The following is a 19777-nucleotide window of genomic DNA, read 5'->3' as shown; positions in this document are numbered from 1 at the left end:
CGAGCCGCATCAACGGGCTCGCGCTAATAATCCCTGCGGAAGTAACTATTTCAGAGGTAGCCTGTTTAGAAACAGACCGTGGTCACCGGCAGAGAGGAGTCCGTCGTGAAGTCCACGCCCGAGGGCTCACGACCGGCAGCGACCAGGCGGGCACCCAGCGCCGCAACCATCGCGCCGTTATCGGTGCACAGGGTGAACTTCGGGATAATCAGACGCACCCCCTCGGAGGCGCATCGGGCGGAAAGCAGCTCACGCAGGCGCGAGTTAGCCGCCACGCCGCCACCGAGCAGCAGGGTCTTCATGCCCTGCTCGCGGCAGGCAAGCATCGCCTTCTTGGTGATAACGTCCACGACCGCCTCCTGGAAGGACGCGGCAATATCGGCAACCGGGACCTCTTCACCGGCTGCTTCAAAGCTTTCGATCACGCGCGCCACGGCGGTCTTCAGGCCGGAGAAGGAGAAATCGTAGCGGTGTGCGCCGGGCTCCTCGGCGGTGCCCATGAACTTGCGGTTCGACAGGCCGCGCGGGAACACGAAGGCGTTGCGGTTGCCATCAGCGGCGGCGCGGTCAATCGCGGGGCCGCCCGGGTAGTCCAGGCCGAGCAGTCGGGCGACCTTGTCGTAGGCCTCGCCTGCGGCATCGTCGAGGGTCGCGCCGAGCAGACGCACATCGGAGGTAATATCGCGCACCTGCAGGATTTCGGTATGACCGCCAGAGACTAGTAGCGCACCCAGGCCACCGGATCCGGCATTCGCCAGCAGGTCGGAGCCGTCTTCGGTGCCGTTGTCCTCCAGCAGGCCAACGCCAACGTGTGCGACCAGGTGGTTAATGCCGTAGAGGGGCTTGCCGGTGGCAATAGCGAGCGCCTTCGCCGCGGAGACACCCACCATGAGTGCGCCCGCCAGACCGGGGCCAGCAGTGACGGCGATAGCGTCCACCTGATCGAGGGTGATGTCCGCTTCGGCGAGTGCCGCCTTGAGGGCGGGGATCATGGCGTCCAGGTGAGCGCGGGAGGCGATTTCGGGGATCACGCCGCCAAAGCGTACGTGCTCTTCCATGGAGGAGGAGATGGTGTTGCTGAGCAGCTGTGCACCGCGCACGATGCCGATACCGGTCTCATCGCAGGAGGATTCGATGCCCAGAACGAGGGGTTCGCGAGTGCTCATAGTCTATCTTTCTGTTGCGCTGTCTGCGCGTAGTGCTTCTAGTTGCAGTGAGGTAAGGATGCCGTGGCGTAGGGATGCTGTGGCGTAGAGGGCAAGTGTAGAGAGCGGCGAATGCTCGCCCCTATTGAGGGGATTGCCGTTTAGCCCAACGGACTATTTAGAACGTACATTCCATAATGATGGCGTCGGTTCCGTCATCGTAGTAGCCGCGGCGTACGTGAATCGCACGGTAGCCGTTGCGTTCGTAGAGGCGCTGAGCGCGCGGGTTGTCGGCACGCACCTCCAGCAGGATGCGCTCGGCACCCTGCTCGCGGGCACGCTCGTGCATCTGCTCAAGCATGGCGCGGCCGAAGCCGTTGCCCTCATATTCGGGGAGCACGCCGATGGTTTGAACGTCGGCGGTGTCGGCTACGACCATGGTTCCGCAGTAGCCGATAGTGCGCCAGCTGCCCTCGTCGCCTTCCGGGTTCTCCACCGGCAGCTCGAGCATGTAGTAGGTGCGGGTCGGGTGGATCAGCTCTTCGAGGAACATGTCGATGTGCCAGGCGTCGGCGGGGAACAGGGCGGTTTCCATGCGGTGCATGGCCTGCACGTCGGCAAGTTCGGCAACGCGCAGGCGGGCGCCCAGAGCCAGGTTACTCAGTGCCAGATTATTCAGCGCAAGGTTATTCAGCGCCAGGTCGTCTTGCACGATATTGTCGGTAGCGCTCATTTAGCTCTCCTTCTGTGCGGCAGCCTGTGCGGCCTGGGCGGCCTGCTTCTGCTGGCGGGCGAGCATTGCGGCGGGGACCTTTGCGTCTGAGTCGCGCAGGTATTGGGCAGAGGTGTCCTCGCTCAGATTCTCCAGACCCAGGCGCGCCGCGGCAGCAACCAGGTACTCGGCGTGGGGGTGAACCTCGCGGGCAGAATCGACGATGGTCCAGCCGTGCTCTTCGAGGGCCTCGGTGTACAGGCCGGCACCGTAGCCGTAGGCGTAGGAAGGACCCTCACCGGGCAGAATTTCGGAGGCGGGGCATACGTTCGGGCCGTCCACCAGGGTGTAGCCTTCGGCGTTCACGCGGTAGCGGGCGGAGTAGACTTCGCGGCGACGCGCGTCGGAGAGTACGAGCAGCTCAGTACCTTCTACAGGCTCAGCACCTTCAGCAGAGGCGAACGCTCGTTCTACATTCTCTTCCCCGGCTGTGTCTCCAGCTGCGTCCCCGGCAACCACGCCAGACACAGCACGCTCAGCCAGCGCGGTCAGGCTCATCATGCCGTACACCGGCACCGACCAGGCAAAACCCAGAGCGCGCGCAGTAACGATACCGGCGCGAAGGCCCGTAAAAGGTCCCGGACCGGTACCGGTCAGAATTGCATCCAAATCTTCGCCGCGCACGCCAGCGTCCTGCAGGGCCGCCTGCGCGTAGGGACCCATCACCTCGGCGTGGGAGCGGGTATCTTCACTCTCGTAGCGGGCGAGGATTTCGAAGGACGCACCGGCTTCGGAGCCGTGCACACGGGCGAGCGCCACAGATGCGGTGGCGGATGAATCAAGGGCAAGTACTAGCACCCTATCATTCTAACGCGCGGGCTCTAGGCGCTCTGCAGGGCCTCTTTCAGTGCGTCAAAAGCGTGCTCCCAGCGGGGGCCGAAGGCGCGCACCCGCAGCAGGCGAGGCTCAGGGGTGTCCGCTTCCTCGTCGCTTTCGTCCTCGTCTTCGTCGTCCCAGCTGAACTCTTCGGCCCCCGAGTAGGCGAAGCGTGCATCCGCGCCGGTCAGGCGGGTGAAGTCCAGCTCCAGGCGGGAATCGCTCAGGTGCTCAGCCTTATCGCGGCCCCACTCAATGACGGTCACAGAGCGCGGCAGGGAGAACTCCAAATCCAGGTCGTCGAGCTCTTCGGCGCTGGAGAGGCGATAGGCGTCTACGTGCACCAGGTCGGGGCCGCCGGGTCGGGGGCCGTCCGGCAGGTTCGGGTGCACGCGCGAGAGCACGAAGGTCGGTGAGATAACGCCTTCGCGCACGCCCAGGCCTTCACCCAGGGAGCGGGTGAACGTGGTCTTGCCCGCACCGAGCTCGCCCGAGAGCAACAGTACGTCCCCGGCGTTCAGGTGCTGCGCCAGGGTGAGCGCCAGGCGGCGGGTATGGTCGGGGCCGGTCACATCCAGGTCGAGTGCGGCAGAAATGTACTCAGCGCTCATTAGTCCTCCTGCTCCTGCCCGGTACCCCACAGCTCGTTCAGCTCAGCTTCAACCCAGGAGCCGCCAACGTAGAGGCGCTCCACGCGGGACGAAATGCGGGTCACGATTTCGTAGTTAATGGTCTGTGCGGCCTCCGCCCACTCTTCCACAGGCGGGTTCTCACCGGCACCAAAAAGGATGGCGGGCGCACCCAGGTACCCCAGGGCAGGGTCACTCAGGCCGGGTTCGCCCAGGTCAACGACCATCTGGTCCATGGCGATGCGGCCGACCACGCGGTAGGTCTTGCCTTCCGCGTTGTTAGGCCCGGAGCCGTTCTCCGCGTTCTGCGCGCCCGGGTAGATGCGCACCGGCGCGTTCTCCGCAATACGCGGCACGCCGTCAGCGTAGCCGAGCGGCACCAGCGCCAGGGTGGTTGCCTTGGGAGTGTGATAGCGCAGACCGTAGGAAACGCCCTGACCTGCAGGAACTTCCTTCACGGCGGCAATGTAGCTGCTCACCGTCATGACGGGCTTCAACCACAGGTCCTCAGCGGTGACCTCCGGCAGCGGGGAAAGACCGTACAGCGCGAGGCCGCAACGCACGCCGTCACCGAGCAGACGCTCCTCCGTATCCCAACCCTCCAGCGAGGCGGTCAGGGTCGCCGGGGAGTTCGCCAAATGCACGATCTTCGGGTCCAGGCCAGCCTCACGAGCCTGAGCCACAAAAGTATCCAGGGCATCGAGCTGCTGTGCAGTCTCGGCGCGGGTCGGCTCATCAGCAACCGCCAGGTGGCTAAAAATACCCTCAACCGTAATCAGTCCAGACTCCTCCAGACAGGCGGCGCGAGCCACCAGTGCAGGCCAATCCGCCGCGGTAGCACCGTTACGACCCAGACCGGTATCAGCCTTCAGATGCACGATAGCGCGCTCGCCGGTGCGTTCAGCGGCGGCGGCTACCGCCTCCAGGTCCCAACCGGAAACACCCAGACGGATCTTCTCCTGCAGAGCCGCCTCAAAATCGGTGGAGGGAGTGTGCAGCCACGCCATGAGTGGCGCCTCAATACCGTCAGCACGCAGTTCCAGCGCCTCGTTCACGTGCACCACACCCAGCAGGTCAGCACCGGCGGCAATAACCGAACGTGCCACCGGGTACGCGCCGTGACCGTACGCATCCGCCTTAATCACTGCAATGAGCGCGCGGTCGCCAATAAGTTCCTTGAGTCGGCGCACATTATGTTCTAGCGCATCAAGGTCAATGGTGGCGCTTCGCTCTGCCTCTGCCGGGGTGCAGGGCGGGCAGTAGAGCGGTTCGGCAGGCTGCTGAGGGTGAGTCATGGTCCTTCACGGTCCTTCTGACGGCGGGTACTACAGGCTGCGCTTGGACAGCCTCTCTTCTACTAAATTCTAGACCTCCCGGTGTGCGAAAGTCCTATCGCGCTACACTAGGTAAGGTACACCTTTGAGAGAGGAAAGCATCGATGAGCACTCTGCCGCCGGTTCGGACGGTTCACGTGTATTCCATGCACACCGACCCTTTTGCGCAGCCCGGTAGCGGAGATGCAGGCGGCATGAACGTCTATATTGCCCGGTCGGTGCATGCCATGCTGGAGCTCGATCCCGAGCTACGGGTTGAGGTTTTCACGCTGGACCGCGGTGAGGCGCTTCCGGCTGATTCGCCGTTCCGTCAGCCTCCTCAGCCCGGCGAGCGCATTGTGCGCCACAGCCTTGATATTCCGTCTGCTCGTGGTCTTTCGAAGAACGAGTTGGCTACGGTCACCGATGATTTTGCTCGGGCGTGCGTGGAGCAGGCACTGTACACCCCGGATATTATTCACGCCCACTATTGGCTGTCTGGTCAGGCTGCGGCTCGCGCATCCCAGCTGTGGTCGGCTCAGGGCGCCGGCTTCCCGGTCCCCGTTCTTTTCACTCCGCATACGACGGCTGCCGCCAAGGATGCGCGCCGCGGCGAAGGTGAAGCACCCGAGCCTGAGGAACGCTACCGAGCCGAGCGCCTCATGAGTAGCTCCGCGAGCCGGGTGATTGTGAATACTCCCCTGGAGGCGCAGCAGATGGGCGAGTACTACGGTACGGACGCGCAGAAGCTTGCCATTATCCCCCCGGGTGTTGACACCTCGATTTTCCATACGATTCCTGGCGTGCATCCGCTCAATGACACCTCGGAGACTCGTTGCCGCATTGTGTTTGCCGGTAGGCCTCAGCCGTTGAAGGGCCCGCATCTGCTGGTGGAGGCGCTCGCGCTGCTCCCCTCCGACCTGCAGGTGGACGTGGATATTATTGGTCGCTCCGATTCGGATTATGAGCGCCGCCTGTTGCAGCGTGCAGCTGAGCTGGGTGTGGCAGAGCGGGTGCATTTGAAGGACCCGGTTCCGGCGTCTGAGTTGGCGAATATTTTCCGTGCCGCCGATATCGTGGCGTCCCCGTCGTCGTCTGAGACGTTCGGGTTGGTGGCTCTGGAGGCGCAGGCGTGCGGCGCGGCGGTGCTCGCTACGGATGCTGACGGTCTGCGCTTTGCGGTGGAGAACCACCGCACGGGCCTGCTGGTGGCGCCTCGTACTCCGCAGCGTTGGGCTGCAGCTATTGAGCGTCTGGTGCGTGCCCCATATCTGCGTCATTCGTTGGGTGCGAACGCCGCGGCGCGTGCCCGCACGATGGGTTGGGAGCAGACGGCGCGTAAGACCCTGGAAGCTTATGCCGAGGTACGTGAGGGTATCTCGCAGTAATGTATTTTTCACGTTGTGAGGAGTTTTAATGTCTTTCTCGATGAGCCGCGATGAGTTCGCCGCGTACCTGGATTCTGTGCGTATTACCGGCGAGGTGGCAACCGCCCGAGAGAATAACCTGGACCACATTCAGGGTTTCCTGGATGGTAATGAGCACCTTGAGTTTGGTGTGCAGTGGACCCGCGAGTGGGATTACGATTCGGTGTTTGAGGTGATGGTCCGCCGCGCGGGCCTGAACCCGGACCGTTCGCATACTCACGGCCAGGACACTATTGGTGCTGAGCAGTGCATCAGCGCGCTGGAGGAGTACGCCCGTATCTTCGGTGAGGCGGTGCGTGCGGGTTCTCGTATTCTATTTGCGACAGGTCACCCGGCGGGCCTGTTCCCCATCTATGCGGTGATGGCTGCGGCTGCGAAGGCTGCCGGTGCTGAGGTTCTCCAGATTGAGGAGGGTGAGCGCTTCCTGGACGGCGATGTCCGCCAGATTATGGATGTCGTGATGTTTGAGCAGTACGGTAATCTGCAGCATACGCATTTCCCCGGCCCGATGCGCATCGCACTGGATCAGTTGAAGGCGCGCGGTGTGACTCCGGATCTGGTGGTTTCGGATCACGGTATGGCTGGTTATGCTTCCTCGACCTGTAAGTTGCTGACGATTGGTATTGCGGATTGTAATGATCCGGGTCTGTTTGTGGCGGCTGAGCAGGGGGACCTGCCGGTGTGCGTGCCGATGGACGATAACGTTCCGCCGCGTCGTTATGAGCCGATGATTGATTTCATTTTGGATCGTGCGGGGCTTGAGCGTCCTTAATGTCTCTTTTACACCGTGTGTGTAGGGTTTGTTATTGAGCCTCCGGGGGTTGTCGTTTTATGTGCCGGTTATTGTTTTTTCTGCAGGTGTGTGAAACAGTCTGGTGTTTTTAGGAGTTTCTTAGCTCCACTAGGCATTCTTCTCGGGGGCTCTTATTCTCTTCTTTTTCTGTGATTGATTTCATCACACCGGAGCGACTTTGCCTCTTCATTCTTCGAGACGGAAGACCCCCGACCCCGTAGAATAGTTTACGGAACACGTTTATGCGCTCTGTGGGCTCATATAACGCTCCACTAGGCGTCTTACCAGCGCCTTTGCCGTAGTCTCTGCCATTATTTTCACTCAGTAAGATTAAGGGTTCACTCATTCATCAGGACAAAGACTAGGACACGATTCCCTATTCACCGATAATTAGGGGTAAATGTGCCTATTCGCCGCTCTCAGTCCACGACACAGGACAAATTTCCGGGGAAGATTACACCGTTGAAAGTACAAGATCGTCTTAAAAAAATGTGGGGTTCAGACTTCGTCGTCAAGCGAAGCTGGCATCCCAAGGTTCAGCGTGCCCTTTACTTTGGCGATTTTCTCGCCATTGCTATTGCGGTTGTCGCTGCGCATCTGATTCGTTTCGGGTGGGAGAATGCTGACCTGCCCTATGTGAACGTTTGGCCTATTAACGCCCTGGATGGCCGTATTCCCGCTATTGATTACATCTTCCTGGGCGTTGGTATGGTTGTCGGCTGGTGGTTTATCCTCCAGGTGAACGGCTCCCGCAGCCTGCGCATCATGGGGTTCGGCACTGAGGAGTACCGCCTCATTACTCGCGGTACTACTTACTTTTTCTGCCTGCTGATTATTGTGGCGTTCTTCCTTAAGGTTGACGTCACCCGTATGTACCTGCTGATTGCTTACCCGCTGGGTCTGTTCCTTCTGCTCGTTGAGCGTTGGCTGATTCGTCAGGGTCTGGTGCGTTCGCGTACTCGCGGTCGTGCGTTGACTCGCGTCATGATTATTTCTGATGTGACGACCGGTCAGCACCTGTACAAGAACCTGAAGGATGTGGTTGCTTCCGGCCTGTCCCCCGCTGCGTTCTACCTGCCCGGTTTCACCCCGGGTACTACTGTTGCTGGCGCTCCGATTCCGGTCCTTGGTTACAGCACTTCTCCGGCTGACATTATGGAGGCCATCCGCGAGAACGATATTCACATGGTCGCGGTTACGAATGGTCACCACTTGAGCCCGGATCAGGTTCGTCTGCTGGGTTGGAAGCTTGCTGATGCGCATATTTCGCTGATTATGGCTCCTGCGACGACCGATATTGCTGGTCCGCGTATGCACATGCAGCCGCTGAATGGTCTGCCGCTGGTGCACGTGTCGACGCCGCGTATTACCGGTCTGTCGGCGTTCTTCAAGCGCGCTGTGGATGTTGTGTCTTCGGGTCTGGGTTTGATTCTGCTGTCTCCGCTGTTCCTGGTGGTGGCGCTGCTGGTCAAGCGTGATGGCGGTCCGGTCTTCTTCCTGCAGAACCGTGTGGGTCTGAACGGTGAAATGTTCAAGATGGTGAAGTTCCGTTCGATGCGTACTGACGCCGAAGAGGTTAAGAAGCGCCTCCTGGAGCAGAACGAGGGTAATGGTGTGCTCTTCAAGATGAAGGACGACCCGCGTATTACCCCCATCGGCAAGTTCATCCGTAAGTACTCGATTGATGAGTTGCCTCAGCTGTGGAACGTGTTCATTGGCGATATGTCGCTGGTGGGTCCGCGTCCTCCGCTGGTTGAGGAAGTTGAGCAGTACGAGGACATTGCGTACCGCCGTCTGCTGGTGAAGCCCGGTATTACCGGTCTGTGGCAGGTTTCTGGCCGTAGTGACCTTTCTTGGGAAGAGTCGGTTCGTCTGGATCTCTACTATGTTGAGAACTGGTCGCTTACCGGTGACCTCATTATTCTTCTGCGTACTGTCCGTGCGGTTTTCGCTAAGGAAGGCGCGTACTAAGAAGAGTTGGGGGTCTCTCGCTGGTATGTATGCCGTTTTTGAAGATGCTGTTCCGGCACAGGCAGCTTGGCATCATCCATTGATATAAACGCACAGAAGGGGCGTGAATCCATTTCCGGTGGATTCACGCCCCTTCCTTTGTGCCTTCTGCCTGGTTCATTGAGAGACGCTCTAGAATCTCTGGAGGGCGTTAGGCTGGAGGCGGCGTACTGGGCGCCTCTGCCCTATTCGGCGATGAGTCGCGCAATGACTTCGGGGAGCATCTCCGCGACGCGGGTTGCCGGGGCGGGGCCCAGCAGCGCGTCCTTGACGCTTCCGGTGGTGCTGGCGCGTGCGGCTTCACCGTGCAGGTAGACTGCGAGCGCACCGATGGAGGCGTAGGTGCAGTCTTCCAGGGCTTCTCCGCGGACGTCGAAGGCGGCTACGGTTTGGGCAAGCAGGGCGCCGTAGATGCCGGTGAGGGTGTCGCCGCTGCCTGCGGTGGCGAGCCAGGGGCTTCCTCCGGCAACGCTGTAGGTGGCGCCGTTGGGTGCCGCAATGAGCGTGTAGCCGCCCTTGAGCATGACAGTGGCGCCGGAAAGTTCGGAGGCGGCGCGCACCCAGCGGAAGGGTTCTGCGTCGATATCCTTGCGGCTGGGTACGATGGCGTCGCCCAGGTGCTTCTTCCAAGTTTCGGGGGCGAGCTCGTGCACGATACGCAGGAAGCGTTCGAGCTCTGCGGCGTGCGGGGTGAGGATTTTGTGGGAGCCGAGGTGCTTACCGGTTGCCAGGTATTCTGCCGCCAGGTCGCAGGCGCCCGCGTCGAGGATGGCGGGTTCGGGCGAGTGGAGCAGGTAGCGGTTCTTGTCCAGCGAGTCGTGGCTAGAGCCGGAGCCGCCGGCCCAGACGGTGACCCTCTGCAGGGCGGGGGCGCCACTGAAGTAGACGGTTTCGGGGTTGTGGGCAATCATGAGCTGGCGTAGCTCGTGGGAGTTGGCACCGAAGCGAACCATACCAACGCCGGTGTTGAGGGCAGCACGCACACTCATGAGGGCTGCGCCGGGGTATTCGAGGCTTCCAGTGAGCATGCCGAGTACGCCGCGAGTGTACTTGTGGGAGTGCTCGTCGGGGATTTCGATGAGTTCGCGGTAGTCTTCGCGGTCGAGAACACGCAGGGCGGGCTTGTGGGCGTCGAGGGCTTCGGGCACGCCCAGGTCGTAGAGTTTGATGTCTCCGGAGTGGACGCTGTGGCTGGTGCCTGCCGGCAGCTTGTGACCGATGAAGGTGACGGTGCGGTCGGCACGCAGGGAGGGTTCGTGCACGGTTCCGCGGTTGTTGTCGACTCCGGAGGGGGTGTCGACGGCGAGGACTGCGCCGAGCTTACCGTCGAGCTGCGCGGCGCGGAGTACGCCAAGGTATTCACCGGCGCTACCGCGTACGGCGCCGCTGGAGCCGGTACCCAGGATGCCGTCAATGGTCAGGTCGTAGCCTGCAAGCTGTTCGAGGGTATGTTCGGGGTCGAGCACGCGGGTGCCTTCGCCGCCTTCGCGGGCGATGAGTTCGAGGTTCTTTTCGCTGGAGTCGAAGATGACTGCATCAACGCGGTGTCCCTTGGCGCTGAGGCGGGCGCCGGCGTAGATGGTGTCTGCACCGTTGTTGCCCGGGCCGATGAGCAGCAGGATTTTTGCTGTGTCTTTGCCGTGGAGTAGCTCCTGTGCTTCGGCTGCGACGGCGTCTGCGGCGCGTTGCATGAGGTAGCCGTCGTAGTCGGCGGCTTCGATGTAGGGCTTTTCTGCTTCGCGTACCTGGGAAGCAGTGTAGATGAGCTTCATTGCTGTCTCCTTGGGTGGCACCGTGCGGGCCTTAGGGGTCACCGGGTGTGGTGTTGATGTGGCTCTGCGTTAATCGTCGGTGGCGTTAGTTTTCGTCGGTGTCGTCGCCGGCGATGACGCTGAGTCGGTAGCTTTCGGGGTTGAACTTTTGCAGGTGCGCCAGTTCTGCGTCGCTGAGGTATTCGGCGGTTGCGATGGCGATGGCCATGGGTTCGTCGTGGGTCAGCGAGAGGTGGATGCGGTTGATGCCGAGTTCTTTGGCTCGGCGGGCGATGGTGCCCTGAATGATGAGGTAGGGCTGGCCGCTTTCGGCGGTGGCGACTTCGCAGTCTTGCCAGTTGAGTCCGGCGGGTGCTCCGAGTACTTTTGCGACGGCTTCTTTGGCGGCAAATCGTACGGCTTGGGAGCGTACGTTCCGGGTGCGTTCGTTGGGGGTGAAGACGCGGCGGACGAAGGCTGGTGTTTCGGTCACGATTCGCTCGAATCGTTCAATGTTGACGGTATCTACGCCGATTCCCATGATCATGAGCTGCACCTTTTACGGTAGGGGTGGTAACCGCGTCCTGTTTGCGGTTTCTCTTGTTTTAAGTCTAGCGAGATTCGTTTCTTTTAGGTGGGATAGCGTCAAATATGACGCATGGTTGATGCCTGTTTCACAGCGTCATTTGTGTTGGTTAATCCACGAATAACCGCCCGATTAAACGACAAGGGCGGTGGTTGAGTTCTTAGAGAACTCAACCACCGCCCTTTCGTTATCGCCGAGGCGATTTCCGAGGATTACTCCAGATGATTACTTCTGAGGACTACTCCACGGTCACGGACTTTGCGAGGTTACGCGGCTGGTCAACGTCCAGGCCCTTAGCTTCTGCCAGTGCGCATGCGAAGATCTGCAGGGGCACAGTTGCCAGCAGGGGCTGCAGCAGCGAGGGGCATGCCGGGACGGTGATGAGGCGGTCTGCGTAGGGCTTGACGGCCTCGTCGCCTTCCTCGGCGATGACGATGGTGAAGGCGCCGCGAGCGCGCACTTCCTGGATGTTGGAGACGACCTTGCCGTGCAGGGAGTCGCGACCGTTTGCGGAGGGAACCACTACGATGACCGGCTGGCCTTCATCGATCAGTGCGATGGGGCCGTGCTTGAGCTCGCCTGCTGCGAAGCCTTCAGCGTGGATGTAGGTGATTTCCTTGAGCTTGAGTGCGCCTTCCATTGCGACGGGGAAGCCCACGTGGCGGCCGAGGAAGATCACGGAGGAGGCATCCTTCATTTCGACGCCCAGTTCCTTGACCTGGGTGTCGTTGTCGATGACCTTCTGAATCTTTGCGGGCATGTTCTGCAGCTCGGCGAGGATCGAAGCGATTTCGTCCTTGTACTTGTTGCCGCGCAGCTGTGCCAAGTACAGGCCGAGCAGGTATGCTGCGGTGATCTGTGCCAGGAATGCCTTGGTGGATGCCACTGCGATTTCGGGGCCTGCGTGGGTGTACAGCGCAGCGTCGGATTCGCGGGGCAGGGTCGAGCCGTGGGTGTTGCAGATGGAGATAACCTTTGCGCCCTGTTCGCGTGCGTGGCGCACTGCCATCAGGGTGTCCATGGTTTCACCGGACTGCGAGAGTGCCACGATGAGGGTCTTCTCGTTCACGATGGGGTCGCGGTAGCGGAACTCGTGTGCGAGCTCGACCTCGGTGGGGATGCGGCACCAGTGCTCGATGGCGTAACGTGCCACCTGGCCTGCGTATGCTGCGGTACCACATGCGACGACGATGATCTTGTCGATGCTGCGCAGCACCGAGTCGTCAATGTTCAGTTCGTCGAGGGTGAGGTTACCGTTCTCGTCGAGGCGGCCCATGAGAGTCTGCTCGACGGCTGCGGGCTGCTCGTGGATTTCCTTCTCCATGAAGGAGTTGAAGCCGCCCTTTTCAGCTGCTGCTGCGTCCCATTCGATGTGGAAGGGCTTGCCCTCTGCGGGGTTACCTTCGAAGTCAATGATGGAGTAGTCGGTGCCGGTGATGGTCACGATCTGGTCCTGACCCATCTCGACGGCTTCCTTGGTGTAGTCAATGAACGCGGAGACGTCCGAACCGAGGAAGTTCTCGTTCTCGCCCAGGCCGATGACCAGCGGGGAGTTGCGGCGGGTTGCCACGACGCGGTCCGGGTGGTCGGCGTGGATAGCCAGGATGGTGAATGCACCTTCGAGGCGGTTGGATGCGACGCGTACTGCCTCGGTGAGGTCACCGGTACCGAGCTTGTTGTAGATGCTTGCGATGGTTGCTGCAGCTACCTCGGTGTCGGTCTGGGATGCGAACTCTACGCCTTCGGCGAGCAGTTCGGCACGCAGTTCGGCGAAGTTTTCGATAATACCGTTGTGAACGACGGCGAGGCGGCCGTTGTCGACAACGTGGGGGTGAGCGTTGTTGTCGGTGGGTCCACCGTGGGTTGCCCAACGGGTGTGACCGATACCAATCTGGGAGTCCGGCAGGGGGTGTTCCTTGACCTCGTTCTCAAGGTTCAGGAGCTTGCCTGCCTTCTTACGGAATACGATGCCGTCGGGGCTTACAACTGCCACGCCAGCAGAGTCATAGCCGCGGTATTCCTGGCGGCGCAGACCTTCGAGGACCACATCGTATGCGTTGTGATCAAACTTGTTACCGTCCGGAGCAGTGTCCAGACCTACATATCCTACGATTCCACACATGCTATAAGTTTATCCCACAAGTATCCAGATATGCGCACGGTGAAATACCGTTATACGTCACGTTTATTGTGGCTTTCCTAGCTTTATTGGGTTTTGTCCTTTTCTTCTCATAAATTTATTTCTTCAAACAAACCGTGAGGGCGGGTATTTTCCCCGCGGGCTGAAAGTTCGTACACTTAGATAAATGAGCACCGCACCGTATTTTTCTAGCGATGACCGCTTCATGCATCTAGACCGTTCCCGTTGGTCGCACCTAGCCGATGAGATTGCTGTTCCCCTCAGCGCTGAGGAAATTGAGTCTCTTCGAGGCCTGGGTGAAACTGTCGACCTTGAAGAGGTGCAGCGTATTTATCTGCCGGTTTCTCGTCTTCTGAATCTGTATGTGACTGCTGCTTCTTCACTGAACCATATGACGAATGATTTTCTACATGTGTCTCAGCGGCGTGTCCCGTTCATTATTGGTGTGGCGGGCTCTGTTGCTGTGGGTAAGTCGACCACGGCGCGTATTTTGCAGGCTCTTTTGAGTCGCTGGCCGTCTACTCCTAATGTTCAGCTAGTGACGACGGATGGTTTCTTGTACCCGAACGCGGAGCTTCAGCGTCGCGGCATTATGCACCGTAAGGGTTTCCCGGAGTCTTATGATCGCCGTGCTCTGTTGAATTTTGTGTCGCAGGTGAAGTCCGGTGCTGAGCGTGTGGTGGCGCCGAAGTATTCGCACCTGTATTACGACATCATGCCGGATGAGCATATTGAGGTCACGGCACCGGATGTGCTGATTCTTGAGGGTTTGAATGTTTTGGCGCCTTCTCAGGCTGAGGGGCCGGAGACTTCTGATCTGACGCTGAGTGATTTCTTTGATTTCTCTATTTATGTGGATGCCCGCACTGAAGATATTGAGCGCTGGTATGTGAATCGTTTCTTGACTCTGCGTTCTTCGGCTTTTGCGAATCCGGAGTCGTATTTCAAGCGTTATGCGGAGCTGAGCGATGAGCAGGCGGTTGAGGTTGCGACCGGCATTTGGAAGAGCGTGAATGAGCCGAATCTGTTGCAGAATGTTTTGCCTACTCGTGCTCGTGCGCATTTGATTCTGCAGAAGGGCGCCGAGCATACCGTGGAGCAGGTTCTTCTGCGTAAGAACTAGAGGTTCTTTAGGTTTTTATCGTTCGTGTGCGGCTTTTAGTTGCCTGTGTAGCGCGTTTGTGGTGCATTCTAGTAGAAGGCGCCGGAGGCTCCACTCCCTCGCGGGGTGGGTTTAGGCTTCTGGCGCTTTTTGTTTGCATCTACGCCATGATGAGGAGTTATTGTGAAGTCTCTGCACCGTACGTCTACCGCTCAGGAGTCTCTTAATAGTTCTGCGCTGAACCGCCGCACTCTCTTGGGTGCCGCTTTGGGGGTTGGCGGTACCGCCTTGTTGGCGGCTTGTGGCTCGCAGGGTCAGGGTGCGTCTTCTTCATCTTCTGCTGCGAGTGCTTCTGAGTCTGCGGCGGCTTCGGCGGCTTCTTCTAGCGCCTCTTCCGCTGCGTCGGCATCTTCTGCCGCGCCCTCCCCTGTTGCTTCTGCTACCAGTGCTTCTGCAAGTGCTTCGGCTTCTGCGAGCGTGTCTTCTTCCCCGTTGGCGCTTGCTCAGCCGAGTGTTGAGTCTCAGCCGGATTCTTTGCGTTGCCTCGTGAATAAGATGCGTCCCTTTGCGCAGCAGGATTGGGAGCCGAGTGACCTGGTGGAGTTCTACGGTCATCAATTGCGTGCTGAGGCGGCTAAGGCGGCGGACACGATGATTGATGCGGCGGCGACCGACGGCGTGACTCTGCTTGTTTCTAGCGCGTATCGTTCGTATGCGGTGCAGCAGCAGACCTATCAGTATTGGGTTTCGGTGAACGGTCAGCAGGTAGCGGACCAGTTGTCTGCACGTCCCGGCTATTCGGAGCATCAGACGGGTTTGGCGATTGATTTTGCCTCTCCTGAAGGTTGCCGCTTGGAGGAGTGTTACCGCGATACGCTGGCTGGTCAGTGGTTGGCGAAGAATGCTCCGCGTTACGGATATATTTTGCGTTTCCCTGATGGTCGTCAGTCGGTGACCGGTTATCGTTTTGAGCCGTGGCATTACCGTTATGTGGGTGTGCAGATTGCTCAGGAGTATGTGTCTTCGGGTGCGAAGACTTTTGAGGAGTTTATCGGTACGGGTGCGGCACCCGATTATGCAAGTGCGAGCTAGGCTCTGGGCTAAGCTTTCAGCTTTGCCAGGTGCGCTAAGCGGTGATGTGTGTCGTATTTCTAGGTTTCGTACCGGGAATAAATAGGCACAGTAGATGCATATTTTTTCGCATACACACCCCGTAAATCCGCGGTTTTTCGCAGGTTTTAGAGATTTTTGCTCAGGTTCATGTGAGCTAGACTTTAAGTATCGGGCGCCATAGGACCACTGTGAAGAAAAACACATGCTTTACAATGAAAATTTTCTCAGAATATGGCATTTTCTGAGGTGAAAAGGCGCTATTCTATATCTCATGCTTAAGGGTTTTAAAGATTTTCTGATCCGCGGTAACGTCATCGACCTCGCAGTTGGTCTGATTATGGGTACCGCCTTCACCGCTGTGGTGACCTCGCTTGTCCAGGCCGTCCTGATGCCGGCTATCTCCATGCTGGTTGGCTCCCCCAACTTCGACGAGTTCCTGGTCTTCGGCCAGATCAAGGTTGGCGTGTTCCTAACCGCTATTGTCAACTTCATCCTGATTGCAGCTGCTGTCTACTTCGCAGTTGTTGTGCCCACTCAGAAGCTGACTGAACTCGCACTGGCTAAGAAGAAGGCTGAAGACGAGGCTGCTGAAGAAGAGGAAGAGACCGAGCTTGACCTCCTGAAGGAGATCCGCGACGCTCTGGCAAAGAAGTAATTTCTCTGCTCTCTACCACTAATTTTTTAGACCCCCGTATCCCCTGTGGATACGGGGGTTTTCCGTATCCTCGTCCCCCCCCCCCCTCCCCCGCCCAAGATAACGAAGAAGGGCTGGGAAGGTAACACCTTCCCAGCCCTTCTCTATCCTCCACTGCGGTCTTCGCACCGGAAGAATACGTTTAGAGTGCCAGTTCCTTAGCTACAACGTCAGCCAGCTGCTGAGCAACCTCATCAGCCTGCTCCTGGGTTGCAGCTTCAACCATGACGCGAACCAGAGGCTCGGTGCCGGATGCACGCAGCAGCACGCGGCCGCTCTCACCCAGTACACCTTCAGCCTCGCTCACAGCGGTAGCGAGCGCCTCATTGGTCTTCACAGCCGCACGGTCAACGCCCTTGACGTTAATCAGGCGCTGCGGGGTGGGCTGCATACGGGATGCCAGCTCCGAGAGGGTCTGACCGCTACGAGCCACCTCTGCAGCCAGCTGGATGCCGGTCAGAACGCCGTCACCGGTGGTTGCGTAGTCGCTCATGATAACGTGGCCGGACTGCTCGCCGCCAAGGTTGTAGCCGTGCTCGCGCATGGACTCGAGGACGTAACGGTCGCCCACAGCAGTACGGCCCAGGGTAATACCGTGCTCGCGCAGGTACAGTTCCAGACCCAGGCTGCTCATCACGGTTGCGACGAGAGTGTCCTTTGCGAGCTTACCTTCGCGCTTAGCGGCAACAGCCAGGATAGCCATGATCTGGTCGCCGTCTACCAGGTTGCCCTTTTCGTCAACTGCCTGGCAACGGTCGGAGTCGCCGTCGTGGGCGATGCCGAGGTCCGCGCCGTGCTCAACGACAGCCGCCTGCAGCTTCTCGGGGTGGGTGGACCCCACGCCGTCGTTGATGTTGGTGCCGTTGGGCTCTACAGCCAGTGCGACAACCTCTGCACCCAACGCTTCGAAAGCTGCGGGAGATGCTGCGTATGCCGCACCGTTTGCGCAGTCCAGAACAATCTTCTTGCCTGCGAGGGGCTTGCCTTCAGGCAGGGTGGAGACCAGGTGCTTCACGTAAGCCTCGGTACCGTTCTCCAGGGGCTTGACGGTACCCACAGCACCACCGGTCGGGTAGCGGAAGGACTTCTCACGGTAAACGCGCTCAATGGCGTCCTCAACGGAGTCTTCCAGCTTCTGGCCGCCTCGGGCCAGGAACTTAATACCGTTGTCCGCTGCCGGGTTGTGCGATGCAGAAATCATCACGCCGAAGTCAGCACCGGTGTGTGCCACCAGGTAAGCTGCTGCGGGGGTGGGGACAATGCCGGCGTCCAGCACGTCAACACCTGCGCTAGCGAAGCCAGCCTTCATCGCAGAGACAATAAAGTCTGCAGAGGATCGGGAGTCATTTGCAATCACGGCACGGGGGCGTACGCCCTCTTCTACCGTGTCAAAGCCCAGAACAATAGAAGCCGCCTGCGCGAGCTCCATAGCCAGGGCGGGAGTAATTACATCGTTTGCCAGACCGCGTACGCCGTCGGTTCCAAAAAGTCGTTCAGTCACCCTTTTATTTTACGTTGTGCGTAACTCTGCTTAGGCGCATACACCGTAAATTCTTCATAATCAGAAAGTGATTTTCAGCGGCTATATATCTGCTTCATAGCTAATATTTCTGCAGACGCGCAAAGGTGCCTGCTCTCCGTTCCCGGGGTTGGGAAAAGAGAGACAGGCACCTTCATAATGCAAGCTATTTGGCGGCTCTATCGCCGTAGGGTTGAGTTTTTATTCTCCCCTATTTATCCACGCTTACTTGACGACGGGGAAGCCGTCGGGGGAGTCACCGGACTCGTCCTCGAAGACGTGTGATGCGGAGCGAACGATCAGCGAGTCGAGCTCGCCCACGACTGCCTCGTCCTTGGAGGGGTAGTCGAACTGGGAGAGCACGTAACGCATTGCTTCCAGACGTGCGCGCTTCTTGTCGTTGGACTTGATAACGGTCCAGGGGGCGTCACCGGTGTGGGTGTAGAAGAACATTGCTTCCTTTGCCGCGGTGTAGTCGTCCCACTTGTCCAGAGATGCCAGGTCGGTGGGGGAAAGCTTCCACTGGCGGACCGGGTCGGTACGGCGGGAGGTGAAGCGTGCGAGCTGCTCTTCGCGGGTGACGGAGAACCAGAACTTGATGATATGGATACCGGAGTTCACCAGCATGCGCTCCAGGTCCGGAACTTCGCGCATGAACTCGAAGTACTGTGCCTGGGTGCAGTAGCCCATAACGCGCTCAACGCCGGCACGGTTGTACCAGGAGCGGTCCATCAGGACGATTTCGCCGCCGGAGGGCAGGTGCTTGATGTAGCGCTGGAAGTACCACTGGGTCTGCTCGATGTCGGTCGGCTTCTCCAGTGCCACAACGCGAGCGCCACGGGGGTTCAGGTGCTCGGTGAAGCGCTTGATGGAGCCGCCCTTACCTGCTGCGTCACGGCCTTCGAAGATGATGAGAATCTTCTGACCGGTGGACTTAGCCCAGAGCTGCAGCTTCAGCAGCTCAATCTGCAGGGCGCGCTTTTCCTTCTCGTATGCCTTACGGCTGAGCTTGGTGTCGTAGGGGTAACCCTTCTTCCATGCCTGCGAGGTTTCGTCGTCCTTCTTGTCCTTGCCGAGGGCGCGGGTGAGGGAAGCCATTTCGTCCAGCTCTGCCGAGTAGTCTTCAACGACGGAGGTACGGCGTGCCTGGGGCTTCAGGGCTTCCTTGATGGCTTGTTTCTTCTCAGAACCGGTGTGTGCGTGTGCGCCTCCAGCGGCGTGCTGGTGGGCTTCAGTCTGAGGAGCCTCCACTGCCTTCTCTTCGGGCTGGGTGGAGGGATTCTGCTCTGCCATGAGTACTCTTTTCTTCCTGTCTGCTTTGACTCTTTAACTCTACCGGTGTGCTCTTCGATGAACAAACGTAACAGTTATATGCACCCTATAACCTTGTAACGCTCACGGTGAGTAGATACGCAAAACGCCCCGACTCTCCCGAAGGAGAAGCGGGGCGTAACGCTTCGTGAAAACCAGCGATTAACGCTTGGAGAACTGCGAAGCCTTGCGTGCCTTCTTAAGACCAGCCTTCTTACGCTCGATGACGCGTGCGTCACGGGTCAGGTAACCAGCCTTCTTCAGTGCGGGGCGGTTGTTCTCGCGGTCAATCTCGTTCAGTGCACGAGCGATACCCAGGCGCAGAGCACCTGCCTGACCGGAGGGGCCACCACCGTTGATGCGTGCGATGACGTCGTATGCACCCTCGAGCTCCAGGAGCTTGAAGGGCTGGTTGACGTCCTGCTGGTGCAGCTTGTTGGGGAAGTAGTCTTCCAGGCTACGACCGTTGATGGTCCAGTTACCGGAACCGGGCACAACGCGAACGCGTGCCACTGCTTCCTTGCGGCGACCAACTGCTGCGCCTGCAACGGTCAGTGCCGGACGTGCTGCCTTAGCCGCTGCGGGGGTAGCGGACTCCGAGGTGTAGCTGGTCAGCTCTTCCTCGACTACGATCTGCTCTTCGTTCTGAGCCACGA

At 59.4% G+C, this 19777-nt stretch carries 17 protein-coding genes; 6 read left to right on the top strand and 11 right to left on the bottom strand.

What is annotated here, in order from left to right; all coding sequences use genetic code 11:
• Window positions 1–65: 65 nt before the first annotated feature.
• From tsaD to alr, 5 genes are all read right to left on the bottom strand, one after another.
• Complete coding sequence (tsaD, locus tag HMPREF2894_RS02080; RefSeq protein ID WP_070642916.1) at window positions 66–1166, bottom strand: tRNA (adenosine(37)-N6)-threonylcarbamoyltransferase complex transferase subunit TsaD; 1101 nt, start codon at window positions 1164–1166, stop codon at window positions 66–68.
• Window positions 1167–1323: 157 nt separating this feature from the next.
• Window positions 1324–1878, bottom strand: coding sequence for a ribosomal protein S18-alanine N-acetyltransferase (gene rimI / locus HMPREF2894_RS02075; protein WP_070666080.1), 555 nt, complete (start codon window positions 1876–1878; stop codon window positions 1324–1326).
• Window positions 1879–2715, bottom strand: coding sequence for a tRNA (adenosine(37)-N6)-threonylcarbamoyltransferase complex dimerization subunit type 1 TsaB (gene tsaB, locus HMPREF2894_RS02070; RefSeq protein WP_070666077.1), 837 nt, complete (start codon window positions 2713–2715; stop codon window positions 1879–1881).
• Window positions 2716–2738: 23 nt separating this feature from the next.
• Window positions 2739–3344, bottom strand: a complete 606-nt coding sequence (tsaE, locus tag HMPREF2894_RS02065; RefSeq protein WP_070615083.1) for a tRNA (adenosine(37)-N6)-threonylcarbamoyltransferase complex ATPase subunit type 1 TsaE — start codon at window positions 3342–3344, stop codon at window positions 2739–2741.
• The gene (alr, locus tag HMPREF2894_RS02060) at window positions 3344–4657 is read right to left on the bottom strand and encodes an alanine racemase (protein WP_070677605.1); all 1314 of its coding nucleotides are present in this window, start codon (window positions 4655–4657) and stop codon (window positions 3344–3346) included. Before alr ends, tsaE begins: the two co-directional genes overlap by 1 nt.
• 143 nt (window positions 4658–4800) lie before the next feature.
• Between alr and HMPREF2894_RS02055 the strand changes: the two genes are divergently transcribed.
• From HMPREF2894_RS02055 to HMPREF2894_RS02045, 3 genes are all read left to right on the top strand, one after another.
• Window positions 4801–6063 carry a glycosyltransferase gene (locus HMPREF2894_RS02055; RefSeq protein WP_070677603.1) on the top strand — a complete coding sequence of 421 codons (1263 nt, stop codon included), beginning with the start codon at window positions 4801–4803 and terminating at the stop codon, window positions 6061–6063.
• 28 nt (window positions 6064–6091) lie between these two features.
• Window positions 6092–6874 (top strand): phosphatase, encoded by a 783-nt coding sequence (locus HMPREF2894_RS02050; protein WP_049338094.1) that lies wholly within the window; start codon window positions 6092–6094, stop codon window positions 6872–6874.
• Window positions 6875–7384: 510 nt separating this feature from the next.
• Window positions 7385–8866, top strand: coding sequence for a sugar transferase (locus tag HMPREF2894_RS02045; protein ID WP_044150222.1), 1482 nt, complete (start codon window positions 7385–7387; stop codon window positions 8864–8866).
• Between the two features lie 224 nt (window positions 8867–9090).
• Here the strand turns inward: HMPREF2894_RS02045 and HMPREF2894_RS02040 are convergent, their stop codons facing one another.
• From HMPREF2894_RS02040 to glmS, 3 genes are all read right to left on the bottom strand, one after another.
• A complete protein-coding gene (locus HMPREF2894_RS02040; RefSeq protein WP_070677601.1) occupies window positions 9091–10677 on the bottom strand; it encodes a bifunctional ADP-dependent NAD(P)H-hydrate dehydratase/NAD(P)H-hydrate epimerase in 1587 nt (528 codons plus the stop codon).
• A gap of 85 nt (window positions 10678–10762) precedes the next feature.
• Window positions 10763–11203 carry a holo-ACP synthase gene (locus tag HMPREF2894_RS02035; RefSeq protein ID WP_049349274.1) on the bottom strand — a complete coding sequence of 147 codons (441 nt, stop codon included), beginning with the start codon at window positions 11201–11203 and terminating at the stop codon, window positions 10763–10765.
• A gap of 277 nt (window positions 11204–11480) precedes the next feature.
• Window positions 11481–13364 carry a glutamine--fructose-6-phosphate transaminase (isomerizing) gene (gene glmS, locus HMPREF2894_RS02030; protein WP_070677599.1) on the bottom strand — a complete coding sequence of 628 codons (1884 nt, stop codon included), beginning with the start codon at window positions 13362–13364 and terminating at the stop codon, window positions 11481–11483.
• Between the two features lie 184 nt (window positions 13365–13548).
• Between glmS and coaA the strand changes: the two genes are divergently transcribed.
• The 3 genes from coaA (at window position 13549) to mscL (ending at window position 16252) form a co-directional block, all read left to right on the top strand.
• Window positions 13549–14505, top strand: coding sequence for a type I pantothenate kinase (coaA, locus tag HMPREF2894_RS02025; protein ID WP_049356361.1), 957 nt, complete (start codon window positions 13549–13551; stop codon window positions 14503–14505).
• Window positions 14506–14667: 162 nt separating this feature from the next.
• Complete coding sequence (locus tag HMPREF2894_RS02020; protein WP_070677597.1) at window positions 14668–15576, top strand: M15 family metallopeptidase; 909 nt, start codon at window positions 14668–14670, stop codon at window positions 15574–15576.
• A 292-nt stretch (window positions 15577–15868) separates the two neighbouring features.
• Complete coding sequence (mscL, locus tag HMPREF2894_RS02015) at window positions 15869–16252, top strand: large conductance mechanosensitive channel protein MscL (RefSeq protein ID WP_049341785.1); 384 nt, start codon at window positions 15869–15871, stop codon at window positions 16250–16252.
• Between the two features lie 181 nt (window positions 16253–16433).
• Here mscL and glmM read toward each other — a convergent pair whose 3' ends face one another.
• From glmM to rpsI, 3 genes are all read right to left on the bottom strand, one after another.
• Window positions 16434–17792, bottom strand: a complete 1359-nt coding sequence (gene glmM / locus HMPREF2894_RS02010) for a phosphoglucosamine mutase (RefSeq protein ID WP_070677595.1) — start codon at window positions 17790–17792, stop codon at window positions 16434–16436.
• Between the two features lie 243 nt (window positions 17793–18035).
• Window positions 18036–19103 carry a polyphosphate kinase 2 gene (ppk2, locus tag HMPREF2894_RS02005; protein ID WP_049346444.1) on the bottom strand — a complete coding sequence of 356 codons (1068 nt, stop codon included), beginning with the start codon at window positions 19101–19103 and terminating at the stop codon, window positions 18036–18038.
• A 180-nt stretch (window positions 19104–19283) separates the two neighbouring features.
• Window positions 19284–19775, bottom strand: a complete 492-nt coding sequence (rpsI, locus tag HMPREF2894_RS02000; protein ID WP_070677593.1) for a 30S ribosomal protein S9 — start codon at window positions 19773–19775, stop codon at window positions 19284–19286.
• Window positions 19776–19777: the final 2 nt, after the last annotated feature.

Origin of the sequence: Rothia sp. HMSC066G02 (genome assembly GCF_001813145.1) — a bacterium.
Taxonomy (GTDB): domain Bacteria; phylum Actinomycetota; class Actinomycetes; order Actinomycetales; family Micrococcaceae; genus Rothia.
Note: the sequence above shows the minus strand (reverse complement) of the source record. Positions and strands in the feature narration are given on the sequence as shown.